This window comes from Streptomyces sp. CA-249302, from assembly GCF_050936785.1.
GTDB lineage: Bacteria > Actinomycetota > Actinomycetes > Streptomycetales > Streptomycetaceae > Streptomyces.
Genome location: NZ_JBNJMG010000001.1, coordinates 6,611,884 through 6,628,622 on the forward strand (window position 1 = coordinate 6,611,884; position 16,739 = coordinate 6,628,622).

Annotated in this window: 15 protein-coding genes; 12 read left to right on the forward strand and 3 right to left on the reverse strand. The window is 71.4% G+C overall.

Annotation, left to right across the window (positions count from 1 at the left end):
• Nucleotides 1-210: 210 nt before the first annotated feature.
• From ACQEWB_RS29880 to ACQEWB_RS29910, 7 genes are all read left to right on the forward strand, one after another.
• A complete protein-coding gene (locus tag ACQEWB_RS29880; RefSeq protein WP_432836349.1) occupies nucleotides 211-669 on the forward strand; it encodes a hypothetical protein in 459 nt (152 codons plus the stop codon).
• A 113-nt stretch (nucleotides 670-782) separates the two neighbouring features.
• On the forward strand, nucleotides 783-1,400 hold the full coding sequence (locus ACQEWB_RS29885) for an RNA polymerase sigma factor (protein ID WP_432836351.1): 618 nt from the start codon (nucleotides 783-785) through the stop codon (nucleotides 1,398-1,400).
• 174 nt (nucleotides 1,401-1,574) lie between these two features.
• Entirely contained in the window at nucleotides 1,575-1,784 is a 210-nt protein-coding gene (locus ACQEWB_RS29890; protein ID WP_432836353.1) for a hypothetical protein, read from the forward strand.
• Between the two features lie 84 nt (nucleotides 1,785-1,868).
• Complete coding sequence (locus tag ACQEWB_RS29895; RefSeq protein WP_432836355.1) at nucleotides 1,869-2,609, forward strand: hypothetical protein; 741 nt, start codon at nucleotides 1,869-1,871, stop codon at nucleotides 2,607-2,609.
• Between the two features lie 444 nt (nucleotides 2,610-3,053).
• Complete coding sequence (locus tag ACQEWB_RS29900; protein ID WP_432836357.1) at nucleotides 3,054-3,974, forward strand: terpene synthase family protein; 921 nt, start codon at nucleotides 3,054-3,056, stop codon at nucleotides 3,972-3,974.
• Between the two features lie 343 nt (nucleotides 3,975-4,317).
• On the forward strand, nucleotides 4,318-4,980 hold the full coding sequence (locus ACQEWB_RS29905; protein ID WP_432844079.1) for an RNA polymerase sigma factor: 663 nt from the start codon (nucleotides 4,318-4,320) through the stop codon (nucleotides 4,978-4,980).
• Nucleotides 4,980-6,110: a hypothetical protein gene (locus ACQEWB_RS29910; RefSeq protein ID WP_432836359.1), complete on the forward strand. Its 1,131-nt coding sequence runs from the start codon at nucleotides 4,980-4,982 to the stop codon at nucleotides 6,108-6,110. The genes ACQEWB_RS29905 and ACQEWB_RS29910 overlap by 1 nt, the downstream gene beginning before the upstream one ends.
• A gap of 209 nt (nucleotides 6,111-6,319) precedes the next feature.
• Here the strand turns inward: ACQEWB_RS29910 and ACQEWB_RS29915 are convergent, their stop codons facing one another.
• Nucleotides 6,320-7,144, reverse strand: a complete 825-nt coding sequence (locus ACQEWB_RS29915; RefSeq protein WP_432836361.1) for a L,D-transpeptidase family protein — start codon at nucleotides 7,142-7,144, stop codon at nucleotides 6,320-6,322.
• Between the two features lie 148 nt (nucleotides 7,145-7,292).
• Between ACQEWB_RS29915 and ACQEWB_RS29920 the strand changes: the two genes are divergently transcribed.
• Both ACQEWB_RS29920 and leuE read left to right on the forward strand, forming a co-directional pair.
• Nucleotides 7,293-8,873, forward strand: coding sequence for an acyl-CoA mutase large subunit family protein (locus ACQEWB_RS29920; RefSeq protein ID WP_432836363.1), 1,581 nt, complete (start codon nucleotides 7,293-7,295; stop codon nucleotides 8,871-8,873).
• A gap of 18 nt (nucleotides 8,874-8,891) precedes the next feature.
• Nucleotides 8,892-9,539, forward strand: coding sequence for a leucine efflux protein LeuE (gene leuE, locus ACQEWB_RS29925; RefSeq protein ID WP_432836365.1), 648 nt, complete (start codon nucleotides 8,892-8,894; stop codon nucleotides 9,537-9,539).
• 12 nt (nucleotides 9,540-9,551) lie between these two features.
• Here leuE and ACQEWB_RS29930 read toward each other — a convergent pair whose 3' ends face one another.
• On the reverse strand, nucleotides 9,552-10,976 hold the full coding sequence (locus ACQEWB_RS29930; RefSeq protein ID WP_432836367.1) for an FAD-dependent oxidoreductase: 1,425 nt from the start codon (nucleotides 10,974-10,976) through the stop codon (nucleotides 9,552-9,554).
• Between the two features lie 71 nt (nucleotides 10,977-11,047).
• Between ACQEWB_RS29930 and ACQEWB_RS29935 the strand changes: the two genes are divergently transcribed.
• A complete protein-coding gene (locus ACQEWB_RS29935; RefSeq protein WP_432836369.1) occupies nucleotides 11,048-11,701 on the forward strand; it encodes a TetR/AcrR family transcriptional regulator C-terminal domain-containing protein in 654 nt (217 codons plus the stop codon).
• Here ACQEWB_RS29935 and ACQEWB_RS29940 read toward each other — a convergent pair.
• Entirely contained in the window at nucleotides 11,693-12,802 is a 1,110-nt protein-coding gene (locus ACQEWB_RS29940) for an acyltransferase family protein (RefSeq protein ID WP_432844081.1), read from the reverse strand. The two genes, ACQEWB_RS29935 and ACQEWB_RS29940, sit on opposite strands and share 9 nt — an antisense overlap.
• Nucleotides 12,803-12,951: 149 nt before the next feature.
• Here ACQEWB_RS29940 and ACQEWB_RS29945 point away from each other — a divergent pair, with 149 nt between their 5' ends.
• Together ACQEWB_RS29945 and ACQEWB_RS29950 are read left to right on the forward strand one after the other, a co-directional pair.
• Entirely contained in the window at nucleotides 12,952-14,418 is a 1,467-nt protein-coding gene (locus ACQEWB_RS29945) for a glycosyltransferase family 29 protein (RefSeq protein ID WP_432836371.1), read from the forward strand.
• Nucleotides 14,415-16,739 carry a glycosyltransferase gene (locus ACQEWB_RS29950; RefSeq protein WP_432836373.1) on the forward strand — a complete coding sequence of 775 codons (2,325 nt, stop codon included), beginning with the start codon at nucleotides 14,415-14,417 and terminating at the stop codon, nucleotides 16,737-16,739. The genes ACQEWB_RS29945 and ACQEWB_RS29950 overlap by 4 nt, the downstream gene beginning before the upstream one ends.

The window sequence follows — 16,739 nt, forward strand, 5'->3', positions numbered from 1 at the left end:
GACTCAACTACCCCACCCCTAGAGAAAGACCATGACTGGCCACGACTGCCACACCTGTCCACATCGGTCACACAGGTGGCACTTACAACTCAGCGTCGGCCTCTGGCCAAACGTCACACCTTTCCCGGCCGGTGATGTTCGCGGCACCGCATCCGCTTGCTGAACGGGAGGTGGGGAGCCTCCCGTCGATCGAACGAGGGGTGGGGACCCATGAGCACCAGTGACGACCGCGTTCCCGGCGCGAGCGGGATGCGGTCCTGCGCCGCGGGCTTCGTCGCCCGCGCCACGGCCCGCAACCGCCTGCCGCTCGACTACTCCGAGCGCAGCCTCCGGATCGTCGACTTCCTGGTCGACGGCCTGCGCAAGGGCGGCGCCGACCCGGAACGGGCCCGGGGCACACTCTTCGGACTCGGGGCGTACGTCGGTGAGGTGCTGGTGCGCCGGGCAGGGGCGGTCTGGGTGGATTTCGACGCCGACCAGCGGGCGTACTTCGGCCAGCCGGTCGGCGTGCGGATGCCGGACGGGCGGGTGTGGAACCCGGTCGGCAAGGTCCACAACCGTCTCGGGACGGGCGACCCGGAGGACTCCCTGCTCACCTTCTATCTGATGCTGCACGGCAGGGCCCGGAGTCCCGGCTCCCCGACGGCCCGTCACACGGGTCCCCTGTGACACTTCCGTGATGCCGGACGCAGAGGTCCATGGAGGCGTGCGCACGGACGGATGTGGCGCGCGGTGCGGGTTCGGCAGAGCCCCCTTCGCACTCGTACGGACGAGGACAGTTGTTGGGCCAGGGACGGGAACCCCGCCGCGCGCAGGCTTACGACGGGGAGCTGGGCGCGGCCGTCGCGCGGGCCCAGGAGGGCGACGAGGCCGCGTTCGCGGTCGCGTACCGGCTGGTGCAGCCCGGACTGCTCGGCTATCTGCGCGGGATCGTCGGCGAGGACGCGGAGGACGTGGCCTCGGACGCCTGGCTGGAAATCGCCCGCGACCTGGGGCGGTTCAAGGGCGACGGGGCGGGCTTCCGCGGCTGGACGGCGACCATCGCCCGGCACCGGGCCCTGGACCATCTGCGCCGGCTGAAGGTACGGCCCCGGTCGGCCGGGCTGGAACAGGACGTCCTGGACCTCCCAGGCCCGCACAGCACCCACGACCAGGCCCTGGAGGCGCTCTCCACCGAGCGCGCCCTGGAACTGGTCAGGAGCCTGCCCCGGGACCAGGCCGAGGCGGTACTGCTCCGCGTGGTGGTCGGCCTCGACGGCCCGGGGGCGGCCCGGGTCCTCGGCAAACGCCCCGGCGCGGTACGCACCGCGGCCCACCGGGGCCTGAAGCGCCTCGCGGCCCGCCTCGGCGGCGCGGGTGTGACGAATGAGGATCCCCGGACGCTGGGGGAGTCGAAATGAACGACAGCGGCAGTGCGAATGCCGGGGGCCGCGAAAGCGGTGGCGGCCGGATCACCGGGGGCCACGACGGCGGAGGCGGCCGGACGGCCGTCGGCGGCGACGGTGAGGCCGGTCGGCGGCGCATCGGCGGCGGCAGCGGTGGCGGTCGGGAGCTAGCCGGTCGCGGCGGGAGCGGTGGCCGGACGGGCATCGGTCGCGGCGGCTGCGGTGGCCGGGCGGCTGTCGGGCGGGGCGGCTGCGGTGGTCGGGCGGGTGTCGGTCGTGGCGGCTGCGGTGGTCGGTTCGGCCGGGGCGGTCCTGGTGGTTGTGGTTGGTTCGGCCGGGGCGGTCCTGGTGGTTGTGGTTGGTTCGGCCGCGGTGGCCCCGGTGGCGGTGGTCGGGTGAACGCCTGTGGCGGGTCGGCCGTCATGGGTGGCAGGAGTGGCGGCGGCGGACGGTCGTCGGACATGGATGGATACGGATACGGACATGGGTGAGCGGCGGAGCGACGGCGGGGCGCATGGCCCTCGGCGCGTGCACCCCGGCGCCGTGTCGGGCCCCGAGGACCGGGCGGCCGGCGGCCCGGTGCTGGAGGAGTTGCTGGCCGGTGCGATGCGGCCGGAGGCGCTGGACAGCGCGGCCGAGCAGCGGGCGGTGGCGGCGTTCCGGGAGGCCCGGGACACCGGGGCGCTCAAGGCGCGGACCCGGCGCCGTGACGACTGGCGGCCGCGCGAGCAGCGCCGTACCCGCCGCTCCCTGAAGGCCACCCTCACGCTCACGCTCGCCGGCTTCACCCTGGGCGGCGTCGCGTTCGCGGCGATCGGCACGGGCGGCGGCTCCACGCACGACGACGGACACGCGGCCCGGCAGCGGGAACAGCTGCCGACCGGCCCCTCCACCTCGGCGCCCCGCACGCCGGGCACCTCCGCCGCCACGCCGGACCGTCCGGCCACGGCGAAGGACACCGCGGCACACTGCCGGGCGTACGACAACGTCAAGGGCAACGGCAAGGCGCTTGAGTCGACGGCCTGGCAGCGGCTGATCGCGGCGGCGGGCGGCGAGCAGAACGTCGCCGCGTACTGCGCGGAGCAGCTGGGGGAGCCGACGGCCACACCGTCGGCGACCAAGCCGGGCAACAGCGGCAAGGTCGGCAAGTCCGAGGCGACCGACGGCTCCGCGAAGACCGACAACGGCAAGAACGCCGACAAGGGCAACGGCAACAACAACTGACCTAGGGGCCGAGGGCCGCCGAACAGGCACGGCGCGTACGGCGCCCGGACGGGGCCGTTCCGCACGGGGCGCGCCCGCGGGCCTCGACGTGGCCCTCGCGGATGCCTCGGTTCGCTTCCGTACGCCCGCCGGCCCAGGTTGATGCCGTGTCAGGGCAGGGAAGTCGCATGGAGGGGACGCCCCACGCCTGACCGGGGCACACACAAGGCCCAAGGCCCCAGGCCCAGGGCCCGAGATCGAGGATTCCCGATGTCATTTCCCCGGCGATCGAGCAGCCCTCTGCCTCTCCCCCTTCCCCTCCCTCTCCCCGTCCCCGCACCGTTCTGCCCCCTCCCCGCGCCGGCCCCGGACGTCGACGGAGACCTCCTCGACCGGCAGACCAACGAATGGATGGCCCGCTCCGGGATCTACAACAGCCCGGAACACAGGAGCCGTCTCGAACGTGTGGATGTCGGACACCTCACGGCGCGCGGGGTCCCGCACGGGACACCCGAGCGGACACGTGTCATAAGCGACTTCGTCATGTGGCTGTTCGCCGTGGACGACTACTGCGACGAAACGGGCCTCTCCCATGCACCGTACGAGTACGCGGCCTTCGCCGCTCAGGTGCTTCGCGTGCTGGAAGCCCCCGAGGTCGACGCGTTCGACGCCAACCCCTATGTGGCAAGCGTGCGGGAACTGCGCCGGCGCCTGGAGGCGACCGGCGCCACGGGAACGCAGATCCTGCGCTGGTCCTACGGCCTGCGCATGTTCCTGTTCGGGCAGGTCAGAGAGACCCTTGCCCGCGGCCGATCCGTCCGGCCCGACCTCGTCGACTTCATGACGACGCGGCTCGAAACCGCGGGAACCTTCCCCGTGTTCGCCCTCAACGACTACGCCCGCGGAACGGAAGTGGACGGGAAGAACTTCAACCGTCCGGCAGTGCGGGCCGTCTGCGAAATGGGAATCGCCGTGATCGGCCTCGACGACGACATCGTCTCCCTGCACAAGGAAATGCACCGAAGCCCCGACGACCCCAATCTCGTCAGTCTGCTCGCCCGCATCGACGAAGCGCCGTTGGAGCAGGCGCTGGCCGGCGCGATGGACATGCGGGACCGGATCATGAGCCGCTTCGACACCTTGAGCACCCGAATCCTCGACACGGCCGACGAGGCGCTCACCGCGTACGTCTCCGGCATGCGGACCTGGGTGCGCTCCTGGCTGGACTGGTCCTACGACGTCGACCGCTACGTCAACCCCGACTGCCCGGCCGCCCTGACCGGCGGCTGCCGCAGCGACGCACCGCCCCAGGCCGGTCGGGCACTGGACAATCCCGCGGTCTCCTGGTGGTGGAACGACCTTCCGGACATCCCGACAAAGACGTGACGCCCGGGAGACGGCCGGGGCCGCCACCCCCCACAGGAGAGGCCCCGGCCGTCGCGCGGTCGGGCCGCGCGGCGGCCCGTATCTTCTACAGCGCCATGACTGCGGTTTCTGTCACACCCCGCATGCGGACCGCTCCGTCACAAGGTGGTTGCAGGTTGTACGGACATGGACGAGCAGCGGTTTCAGGTCGTAACGTGCCTTTCGCGCCGGGGCACGGCGGGCGCGTACGACCACCGCCACCAGCTGCGGCCCCGACCACCGCAACCATCAATTGAGGAACCACGACGGCGAGGACCCGGTCCGCGAGAGCGGCGCCGGTTTAGGCGCAAAGGGCGTACCACGGGTGCTGGGGGACGACGCGGAGCTGACCGCCGCGGTGCTTGCGGCACAGGACGGGAACGAGACCGCGTTCCGGACTGTGTACCGAGCTGTGCACCCGCGGCTGCTCGGCTACGTCCGCACCCTGGTCGGCGACCCGGACGCGGAGGACGTCGCCTCCGAGGCCTGGCTGCAGATCGCCCGTGACCTGGACCGCTTCGACGGCGACGCCGACCGCTTCCGCGGCTGGGCCGCCCGGATCGCCCGCAACCGCGCCCTGGACCACATACGCATGCGCGGCCGCCGCCCCGCGATCGGCGGCGACGAGACCGAGCTGACGGGCAAGGCCGGCGAGTCCGACACCGCCGGCGAGGCCATCGAGGCCCTGGCCACCGACCACACGCTCTCCCTCATCGCCAGACTCCCGCAGGACCAGGCCGAGGCCGTGGTGCTGCGCGTGGTCGTCGGCCTCGACGCCAAGACCGCGGCGGAGACGCTCGGCAAGAGACCGGGTGCCGTACGCACGGCGGCGCACCGCGGTCTCAAACGGCTCGCCGAACTGCTCGGCGAGGATCCGGAATCGACCGGCGGCCTCGACGCGCTGCCGCCCCAGCGAGAGCCGCGCGGTCGCGCGGTGACGTCCGCGAGTGTGACGCATCTGCGTGCGCGGACGCAGAAGGACATGTGATGGCCGACGAGCGCTGTGTCTCCCCGGGGGGCGACCCCCGGACCCCCGGCACGTGGCTGAACCGCGAAGCAGCGGAGGCCCTGCTGCGTGGTGAGTCACTGGAAGCCGTCGACGCGGACGCCCGTGACCAGGCAGAACGCCTCGCGAGGACGCTTGGGTCGCTCACCTCCGAGCTCCCGTCGAGCGGCGCCGAACTCCCGGGCGAGGCCGCCGCGCTGGCCGCCTTCCGCACGGCCCGCTCCGCCGCGCACGACCGCCGGCCCGCCCCCGGCCACCGCGCCCACGCCGCCGACACCGGCCGCCGCTCACGCAGCCACACCTCCGACGCCGGGCTGGTCCGGATCGGCGGTCGCCCCGACGCCGACACCCGGCGCCGCGCCCTGAGCCGCCCCCTGCGCTTCGGGCTCACGGCCGTACTGGCGGCCGGCATGGTCGGCGGGGTGACGCTCGCGGCCACCAGCGGAGTCCTGCCGACGCCGTTCGGCGGCGACGAACCCGGCCCCGCGGCCTCGGTCTCGGCCGCCGTCACCCCCGAGCGCCCGCTGATCTCGCCCTCGCCGAACGGCCTGCTGGGCAAGCCCACGCCGGACGGCTCGACCGGCGGCTCCGCCACCCCGCGGAACACGCCCACCCCGGGTTCCTCGGACAAGCCCGACACCCGGGCCGGCGGCTGGTGGTGGAAGCAGCACGCCCCGTCGACCTGCCGGGACGCGCTCGGCGGCAAGGAACTCGCGCCCAACCGCAAGCAGGCGCTGGAGACCGCGGCGGGCGGCCTCGCCCCCGACCGGGTCTGGAAGTACTGCAAGCACGTCCTCGCCGGCACCGACGCCACCTCACGCGACGGCAAGAAGACCGGCAAGGGCGGGGGGCAGAACGGCGCGGGCGGTCAGGGCGGTCAGGGCGATCAGAACGGCCAGGGCGGCTCCGGTCAGGGCAACGGCAACGGCCAGGGCGAGCAGGGCGGCGGCCAGAACAGCGGTGGCCAGGGCGGTGACGACGACGGCAACCACATAGCCCCCGGTGGGGGCGGCGCCGTAACCCCGTCCACCAGCACGTCCGTGCTGCCCGGCCGCGTCCTGACGAGTGAGTCCCCGGCGCCGGCGCCGGACCCGACGTACAGCGCGCTCTGACCCGCCCGCACCCCCTGTGAGCTGCGGTTCCTTACCGGTCCAAATTTTTCCGGCCGCCCCAGTAACGTTTTCGGCCGCCGCCACGCAGTACTGAGTGAGCCGACTGGTCATCGGCCGTCGCACAGAGCCGGGGTTCCCCCCGTACCCACGGCTCGTGCACCTCGGCGCGGGCGGGACACGTTCCCCCGGTCCCGCCCGCGCCCCGCACTTCACCAGTACACGACGACCTTGTCGCCGTTCCTCACCTGCGCGTACAGGTCCGCGATCGCCGCCTCGTCCCGGACGTTGACGCAGCCGTGCGAGGCGCCGGAGTAACCCCGGGCCGAGAAGTCGTAGGAGAAGTGCACGGCCTGGCCGCCGCTGAAGAACATGGCGTACGGCATCGAGGAGTCGTACAGCGTCGACCAGTGGTGACGTGACTTCCAGTACACGTGGAAGACGCCCTCGCGGGTGGGCGTGCCGGTCGCGCCGAAGCGGACGGACATCTCCGACACCGTCCGGCCGTCGATCATCCAGCGCAGCGTCCGGGTCGTCTTGTCGATGCACAGCACCCGGCCGGTCAGACACCGCGGATCGGGCGCGCCGGCCGGCTGCCCGCCCATCAGGTACAGGTCCCACTTCCCCGGCTCGTGCGTCATCTTCGTCAGCCGCTGCCAGGTGACGGTGTCCGTCTCGCCGGTCTTCGGCAGCCCGCGCTTGCCCTGGAAGCCCCTGACCGCGTCCTCGGTGAGGTCGTCGTACGTCCCGGTCGGCCCGTCGAAGAGCCACTGCACCTGTCGCAGCCGGGCCTGAAGCTCCCGCACGTCACGCCCCGAGTCGCCGCGCCGCCACAGCACGGGAGCTCCCGCCGTGGCCGTGGCCGTCGGTGTCGGGCTCGGCCTGTCGTCGGCCTTCGTCGACGGCGACTTGGTGCTCGGCAGCTCGATGTGCACGGGAGAGTTGCCCTTGCCGTCGGTGCCCTGCACGGTGCATCCGCACACGGCGACCAGACCGGCCACCACCGCGGCTGCCGCAGTGGCGCTCGCTCTCCCCATGCCCGTAGTACGCAACACGACCCCCGCCGTCTCACCGATGAGCACGCATGTCACTGGAGATGCTGCCCGCGGGCGACTGGTTGCGAACGGCGGCGCATTGAGGTGACCTGGACTGCACAGGGCCGTCGGCGAGGGAGGCATCACACCCATGGCGCGTGAGTCGGAGTCCGGGCTGCCCATCGAACCGGTCTACGGGCCCGCCGACCTGGCGGGCTGGGACCCGGCCGAGAAACTCGGCGAACCGGGGTCGTACCCCTTCACCCGCGGTGTCTACCCGTCGATGTACACGGGCCGCCCCTGGACGATGCGCCAGTACGCCGGCTTCGGTACGGCGACCGAGTCCAACGCCCGCTACCGCCAGCTGATCGCCCACGGCACGACCGGTCTGTCGGTCGCCTTCGACCTCCCCACCCAGATGGGCCACGACTCGGACGCCCCGATCGCGCACGGCGAGGTCGGGAAAGTGGGCGTGGCGATCGACTCGGTCGACGACATGCGGGTGCTGTTCGACGGGATCCCGCTGGACAGGGTCTCGACGTCGATGACGATCAACGCACCGGCGGCCCTGCTGCTGCTCCTCTACCAACTGGTGGCGGAGGAACAGGGGGTGGCCGCCGATCAGCTGACGGGGACGATCCAGAACGACGTCCTGAAGGAGTACATCGCGCGTGGGACGTACATCTTCCCGCCGAAGCCCTCCCTCCGCCTGATCGCGGACATCTTCAAGTACTGCCGGGCCGAGATCCCGAAGTGGAACACGATCTCGATCTCCGGCTACCACATGGCGGAGGCGGGCGCGTCCCCCGCGCAGGAGATCGCCTTCACGCTGGCCGACGGCATCGAGTACGTGCGCACGGCGGTCGCGGCCGGCATGGACGTCGACGACTTCGCGCCCCGCCTGTCCTTCTTCTTCGTCTCTCGTACGACGATCCTGGAGGAGGTCGCGAAGTTCCGCGCCGCGCGCCGGATCTGGGCCCGGGTGATGCGGGACGAGTTCGGGGCGCGCGACCCCAAGTCGCTGATGCTGCGCTTCCACACCCAGACGGCGGGCGTCCAGCTGACGGCCCAGCAGCCCGAGGTGAACCTGGTCCGGGTGGCGGTCCAGGGCCTGGCCGCGGTGCTGGGCGGCACCCAGTCCCTGCACACCAACTCCTTCGACGAGGCGATCGCCCTGCCGACGGACAAGAGCGCGCGTCTCGCTCTCCGTACGCAGCAGGTCCTGGCCTACGAGACGGACGTGACGGCGACGGTCGACCCCTTCGCGGGCTCGTACGTGGTCGAGAAGATGACGGACGAGGTGGAGGCGGCGGCGCTGGCCCTGATGCGCAGGGTCGAGGACCTGGGCGGCGCGGTCTCGGCCATCGAGCACGGCTTCCAGAAGAACGAGATCGAGCAGAACGCCTACCGCATCTCCCAGGAGACGGACTCGGGGGAACGGGTGGTGGTGGGCGTCAACCGCTTCCAGCTGGAGCAAGAGGAGCCGTACGAGCCGCTACGGGTGGACCCGGCGATCGAGTCCCAGCAGGCGGAGCGGCTGGCGCGGCTGCGGGCGGAGCGGGACCAAGGGGCGGTGGACTCGGCGCTCGCGGCCCTGAAGAAGGCGGCGGAGGGCGAGGAGAACGTCCTGTACCCGATGAGGGAGGCGCTGCGGGCCCGGGGGACGGTGGGCGAGGTGTGCAACGCGTTGCGGGACGTATGGGGCACCTACGTACCTTCGGATGCGTTCTGACATGCGACACTCGCTCTCATGTTCGGTGTCATCGATCTCCCCACCTACCTGGCCGGCCTCGTCCTGATCGTGCTGCTGCCCGGTCCCAATTCGCTGTACGTGCTGTCCGTCGCCGCCCGGCGCGGGGTGCGGACCGGGTACACCGCCGCCGCGGGGGTGTGGTGCGGCGACGCCGTGCTGATGACGCTGTCCGCCGCCGGGGTCGCTTCGCTGCTCCAGGCCAACGCCGTGCTGTTCGGGATCGTGAAGTACGCCGGTGCCGGGTATCTGACCTGGCTCGCGATCGGGATGATGCGGGCCGCGTGGGGGATGTGGAAGGCGCGCAGGGAGCAGGCCGTCGAGGAGACTCCGACGGGTGTCTCGTACGAGCGGCCCTTCCGGCGGGCTCTCGTCGTCAGTCTCTTCAATCCCAAGGCGATCCTGTTCTTCGTCGCCTTCTTCGTGCAGTTCGTCGACCCGGGGTACGCCTACCCCGCCCTCTCCTTCGTCGTCCTCGGCGCCTTCGCCCAGCTCGCCAGCTTCCTCTACCTCAGCGCGCTGATATTCGGCGGCACCAAGCTGGCCGCCGCCTTCCGTCGCCGTAAGCGCCTTTCGGCCACGGCGACTTCGGCGGCGGGGGCGTTGTTCCTGGGGTTCGCCGTGAAGCTGTCGCTGGCGAGTTCCTAGGCGGGGCGGGCTCTAGCGGATGCCGAGCCGGGAGATGTAGTCCGCGAGACCCTTCGGCTCGTCGCCCGCCCAGCCGACGTACCCGTCGGGCCGGACCAGGAAGAGGCCCGTGCCGTACGACTCCTGCGCCTCCGAGCCGCGTACCACCCGCACTCCCTCCGGCAGCTCGGGCGCCTGCACGCCCAGCGCCAGCAGCGTCCAGTGCGGTCCGCGGAACGCGTCGAAGAGTCGTACTCCTTCCAGCGTGCCGTCCGGCGCGCGGTCGCCCGCCCGGACCTCGGACACGCTCGCCCGCGTCTCCTCCGTGAGTGACGACTCCCGGTAGCCCAGGCCCAGTTGGACCGTCGCCGCGCCCCGCTTGACCTCCCCGCGGTGCACGCCCGTCGAGATGCCCAGCATCTGCGCCGCGATCGGGCGCCGTTCCTCCTCGTAGGTGTTCAGCAAGGACACCGGGGCGCTCCCGCGGAGCACCGCGCCCAGCTTCCAGCCCAGGTTGTACGCGTCCTGGACGCTCGTGTTCAGGCCCTGCCCGCCCGCGGGGGAGTGGACGTGTGCCGCGTCCCCGGCCAGGAAGACGCGGCCGGACCGGAAGCTGTCCGCGAGGGCCGCCCGGGGGCGGAAGTCCGAGGCCCAGCGGACCTCCGTGATGTCCTCCGGCGAGAGGTGCGAGCGGGCGGCGGCGACCTCGCGGACGCCGTCCAGGGAGAGGTCGATGGACGTGCCCTCCGGGAACTGCGCGACCAGCTGGAAGTCCTCCGTGCCGGCGAGCGGGCAGATCGCCAGGTAGCCGACCTTGCCGTCCCCGCTCGGCGGGAACACATGCCAGTTGTCCCGGTCCAGGCCGTTGATCCGCACGTCCGCCACCAGGATCGGGTCCGGGTCGACCGTCTCGCCGGTCATGCCGATGCCGAGTGCGCGGCGGACGACCGAACGGCCGCCGTCCGCCGCGACCAGGTAGCGGGCGCGGACCTCCGGGCCGGACGCGAAGCGCACCGTCACCGTCTCCGCGTCCTGCTCGAAGCCGACGACCTCCCGGCCGAACTCGACCCGCCCGCCCAGCTCCTCGAGGCGCGCGAACAGGATCTCCTGTGTCCGCCACTGCGGCACCATCCACGGCACGTTGAACGCCGAGCCCGCGGAGGCCGCCTTCACCTCGTCCTCGTCGAACATCCTGTGCTCGCCGAGCCGCTCGCCGTCCTGCCAGATCATCCCGGTCGGGTAGCTTCCGCCGAGGGCGAGGATCGAGTCCAGTACGCCGAGGTCCTCCAGGACCTCCATCGTGCGCGGCTGGATGCCCTTGCCGCGCGAGCCGGGGAACAGCCCGTCCGCCTTCTCCACCACCAGCGCGTCCACCCCGCGCCGCGCGAGGTCGATCCCGAGGGCCAGTCCGGTCGGGCCCGCGCCCACGATCACCACGTCCACCATGGCGTCACTCATGATCCATCTCCTTAACGCTGTTAAGTTCCGTCGATTCCGAGAGTGCCCTTAACGCTGTTAAGCTGTCAAGCGTGAGTACGGAGAAACGCGCGCCCCTAGACCGCAAGCGGGTCGCGGACACCGCCCTGAAGCTGCTGAACGAGGTCGGTCTGGACGGCCTGAGCCTGCGGGCCATCGCCCGTGAGCTGGACGTCAAGGCGCCCGCCCTGTACTGGCACTTCAAGGACAAGCAGGCGCTGCTCGACGAGATGGCGACGGAGATGTACCGCCGGATGGTCGCCGGGGCGGCGCTGGATCCGGGGGACACCTGGCAGCAGCGGATGCTGAAGGCCAACCGCGGACTGCGCGCCGCGCTGCTCGGCTACCGGGACGGCGCGAAGGTCTACAGCGGCTCACGCTTCACGGGCACGGAGCACGCGCGGGAGATGGAGGAGAACCTGCGGCTGTTCACGGCGGCCGGGTTCGGCCTCGCCGAGGCCGTGCGAGCCGCGTCCACCGCGTACTCGTACACCATCGGCTTCGTCACCGAGGAGCAGGGCGTCCGGCCCATGCCCGACGAGCGGCGCGAGGGGTACGACGTCGAGGAACGGGCCCGGCTGCTGGCCGACTTCCCGCTGTCGGCCGCGGTGGGCAAGGAGATCTTCCAGGGCTACGACGAGCGGTTCGAGGAGGGGCTGGCGCTGATCGTCGCCGGCGTCGAGGCGCGGTACCGGCGCTCAGGCTGAGGCGAGCGCCCGCTTCAGCCGCGGCCCGAGCGGCACCTCCACGAACCGGTGGACCAGCCAGGCCAGGCCCAGCAGCGACAGCACGGTGAGCCCGAGGGTCACGTCCGCGGGCACGCCCAGCGTCGTGTGCAGCAGCCGGATGACGGGCCAGCCCAGGTGCTCGTGGACCAGGTAGAAGGGGTACGTCAGCGCGCCCGCCGCGGTCAGCCAGGGCCAGTTCGCCCAGCCGAGTCGGCCGAGCGCGATCGCCGTGACGGCGGCGAAGCCGAGGGTCACCACCAGCATGATCCCGAACGCCGACCGGTTCGCGAACGCGTCCGCGCTCGGCGCCCGCCACAGCCCCGCCACCGCGTGGTGCTGCCCGATCAGCCAGCTCACGGCCACGATCGCCCACGCGTAGACGTCCCGCCGGTCGCGGTGGACCAGGTAGAGGCCGACGCCGCCGACGAAGAACGGTGCGTGCTCCGGCATCAGCACGATGTCGAGCAGCGGCTCGTGCGCGCCCCGGGCGACGGCCGCCGCCAGCGTCCAGCCCGCGCAGAACAGGATCGCCCGGCGCCGGCTCGCGCCCGGCGCCACGACCAGCAGCGCGAACAGCGCGTAGAAGCGGAGCTCCGCCCACAGCGTCCAGCACACGCCCAGCACCCGGTCCGCCCCGAGCGGCTGCTGAAGCATCGTCAGGTTGACCAGGGCGTCGCTCGGCGAGACCGCCCTGAAGGCGACAACCGGCAGCGCGAACACCGCGGTGACGAGTACGATCGCCGCCCAGTAGGCGGGCAGCAGTCGCGCGGCGCGCGAGGCGAAGAACGACTTCAGGGGGCGGCCCCAGCCGCTCATGGAGATCACGAACCCGCTGATGACGAAGAAGACCTGCACACCGAGACAGCCGTACGCGAAAAACGTATGGAAAGTGGGGAACTGCTCCCGCGCCGAGCTGCCCCAGGCCCTGCTCACCTCGCCACCCCGCCCGCCGAAGTGATACACCGCCACCATCAACGCGGCGATCAGTCGCAGTCCGTCCAGCGCCCGCAGTCGGCCGCCGCGCAATTGGCCCGAATCGTGAAGAAGGCTTGGTTGACGAGCAAACGATTCTCTCTCCAGTACCAATCGGTTCACCTGAATGTCGTTTTCGCTACCTAATTTTTCCCAGCATCCCCCCTTAGCGCGGTGAACCCGTCGAGCGACTCGGTCATCCGCGGCTACTTCACAGCAATGACTCAGCTTTGAGTTGGTCAATACCCAGGAGCGCCATGACGAGGGTCCAGAACAGACGGGCACGCGCACGTGGAGGGGAGCTGGACGACTGCCTGCGGGCCTGCGCCGCGCACAGCGGCAAACTCGTCGGGAGCATCGACCGCCGCCGCGTCGAACTCGCCGAGCAGCTGCGCAAGCTGCTCGTCGTGTGGGGCACCACGGCCACCGGCGCGCCCGCGCCGGCCCCGGCCGGCGGTGCCACCGCGCTGCTCAAGCGTGCCGTCAAGGGCGCCGCGACCCCCTCCGCCAACATCGGCAACGAGCTCCTCGACGCCCTGCTCGCCGTGGCCAACAAGGCCCTCGAGGCCGGTTACGACGACGAGCTGAACCTCGCCCTGGTGATCAGCGACACCGTCCTCGCCCAGCGCAAGAACTCCCGCGCCGGCTGGCGGCTGCGCGCCCGGCTGCTGGAGGCCATCGGCGACGAGGCCGAGGCGCTGGAGGCGTACGAGAAGTACCTGGAGCTCACCAACGACGACGGCTTCGGCGTCAAGGCCCGCATCGCCGGCCTGCGCATCGCCGGCGACAAGGAGCGCGAGCTGCTCGCCCTGCTGCGCCGCCAGTCCCCGCGCGCCGAGGAGTTCGGCCGCCGCCCCGCCACCGACGTCTGGGCCGAGGGCCTGGCCGCGCACGCCGTCGGCGACTGGACCGAGGCCGAGCCCCGCCTGGTGGGCGCGCTGCTGAGGCTGGCCGACGAGGAGGCCCCGGTGGGCGACCGCCAGGAGCTGCTCAGCCAGTACCTGGACCTGCGCACCACCGCCCCCGGCGTCGACCTCGCCGCCCTCACCGAGGCCCTCGCGCTCTACGCCGAGCAGCGCCGCGCCCGGATGCGCGGACCCGTCGCCGACCCCACCGTCGGCGGCGTGCAGTGGATCAGCCTGGGCGAGTTCCGCAACCAGATCGCCGGCAAGTCCATCTGCCTGATCGCCAACTCCGGCCGCGTGGGCGAGAGTTCGATGGGCGCCGAGATCGACTCGTACGACCTGGTCGTGCGTTTCAACTCGTACAGGATCGACCCGAAGCACACCGGCAGCAGGACGGACATCCACGCCACGATCCACAAGCACGGCTTCAACTGGGAGAAGCAGGTCACCACCCGCCTGGTCTTCGGCGGTATCTCCGGCGACTGGAAGTACTCCCTGCGCAACCGTCTGGTGCCCGGCGCCCAGACCTTCCTCGGCGACGAGTCCCTGCGCTGGCCCATGCGCAACATCGGCAAGGTCCCGAGCGACGCCTGGTCCGGCATACCGACCACCGGCTTCAACATGCTGTGGCTGCTGGACTTCCTGGACGTCAGCCCGAAGCTCGACCTGATCGGCTTTGACTTCTACGAGAGCGGCGCCTACCGCGTGCAGGAGGCCATGAAGCTGGCCATCACGTCCGTGCACGAATACACCAGCGAGAAGGACTGGGTCATGCAGCGGGCCCAGGGCGTGACCGACATGAGGATATCCCTGCGATGACGACCCCCACCCTGTCCGCGGCCCCGGGCCCGGTGACCGACGCCTCCGCGCTGACCGGCAAGCGCAAGATCGCCTTCGCGAGCTTCGTCGACGAGAACTACCTGCCCGGCTTCCTCGCCCTGCTGCGCAGCCTCGCCCTGTCCAACCCGGGCGTGTGCGAGGACTTCGTCGTCCTCTACGACGACCTGCGGCCCGGCTCGATCGCCCAGATCCGCGCCCTGCACCCGCGGATCGTGATGAAGCGGGTCGACGCCGACCGCTACGACTCGTACAAGAAGGGCGACCAGGACAACTACCTGGTCCGCAAGGCGTACTTCATCCTGGACGTCTTCAGGATCCGCGAGTACGACACCGTCATCACCCTCGACACCGACATGGTGGTCCTGGGCGACCTGACCGAACTCCTCCAGCTGCGCGAGGGCCTGGCGGCCGTCCCGCAGTTCTTCTACGGGCAGCACAAGCTCAACTCCGGTCTGCTGGTCATCCAGCGCGAGTACCTGAGCGACGCCTTCTGCGCCAAGCTCGACCAGTGCGGCCGCTCCGGCGACTACGAGCTCGACAAGCACGACCAGGGCATCCTCAACTCCGTCCTGGACGGCGACTTCGTCCGCCTCGACGCCCGCTACAACTTCGTCAAGCGGCGGCTGTCGGGCGACCTGCCGGTCCCCGAGGACACGGCGATCCTGCACTTCACCGGCCGCCACAAGCCCTGGCAGGGCGGCGAGGCGGGGTACGCGCAGGCCGAGGAGCGCTGGCGCGAGTTCGAGCTGACCGACGCCGAGTTCCAGGCCGCCTACCTGGAGTCGCAGGGCGGCCTCCACCACGACCTGCTCGTCCACTACGGCACCCCGCACGTAGCCCGCACCGGCGACGTGGAGGTCGCCCGCAAGGTCGCCGCCGCGCACATCGCCTCCGGCGACTACCAGGACGCCGTCGACGTCCTGGAGAGCGTGCGCATCCCGCTCGACGAGGCCTGGCCGCACGAGGTGCTCGGCCACGCCCTGATGAGCGTCTCCCGCTACGACGAGGCCAAGGCCCAGCTGCTGCTCGCCACCGCCGCCCCCAACCGGGCCGCGACCGCGTACGCCCGGCTCGCCCAGATCTCCTGGGTGAACGGCGACAACGCGCAGGCCCTCCAGCACGCCACGGCCGGCATCTCGGTCGACCCCACCCACCGGCCCAGCCGCCTGTGGGTGCAGCGCGCCGCGGCCGTGCCGGCCCAGGAGCTCGGCGCCGCCGAGGACCAGTTGGCGCACGTAGCCTTCTACATGGACCGGCAGGGCAACGCGGGCGACAAGCTGCTCCCGGAGAGCGTCCGGCTCGGCTTCGGCAAGGACACCACGTCCCGCCGCTGGCACTCGGTGCACGCCCACCGCCTCTTCGACCAGGCGGCCCTGGAGCGGGTCAACGCCCGGCGCGGCCTGGTCATCGGCGGCGGCGGCCTGTTCATCCCGGACACCATGCCCAACGGCAACAGCGCCTGGCAGTGGAACGTCCCGGACGAGCTCCTCGAGCGCATCGACGTGCCGATCGCCGTGTACGCGGTGGGCTTCAACGCCTTCGACGGCCAGTCCTACCGCGCCAACCGCTTCCGCGAGTCGCTGCAGCTCCTCGTCGAGAAGTCCAGCTTCTTCGGCCTGCGCAACCACGGCTCGATCGAGAAGGTCCGGGCCATGGTCCCGGCCCGGCTGCACGACAAGATCCGCTTCCAGCCCTGCCCGACGACGGTCACCCGGCAGCTGGTCGAGGGCTGGCGGGACCCGTCGTTCCGCGAGGACACGATCCTGATCAACGCCGCGTACGACCGCGCGGGCCTGCGCTTCGGCCACGACTACGACTACTTCCTGGCGCAGATGGCCAAGGCGGTACGGGACCTGGGCGAGCTGGCGGAAGTCCGGTGCGCGGCGCACTCGCTCGACGACGAGAAGATCGCCTTCGACCTGCGGCGCGAGCACGGCATCTCGATGCCCGTCATCCCGATGTACGACTTCGAGAACGACGAGATCCGCGACCTGTACGCGCGCACCAAGCTGGTCATCGGCATGCGCGGCCACGCGGGCATGATCCCGTTCGGCTGCGGCACGCCGATCATCAGCCTGATCTCGCACCCGAAGATGGCGTACTTCCTCCGTGACATCGAGCGCCCCGAGTGGGGCGTCTCGGTCCACGACCGGCACCTCGCCGCCCGCCTGGTGGAGCGCTCCAAGGACCTGCTCGCGGACCACGCGAAGACGGTTGCCGACGTACACGGCCGCCAGCAGGAACTGTGGAAGATCACCGAGGCCAACGCCGCCGACCTGCGGGTCATTCTGGGCGGCTGA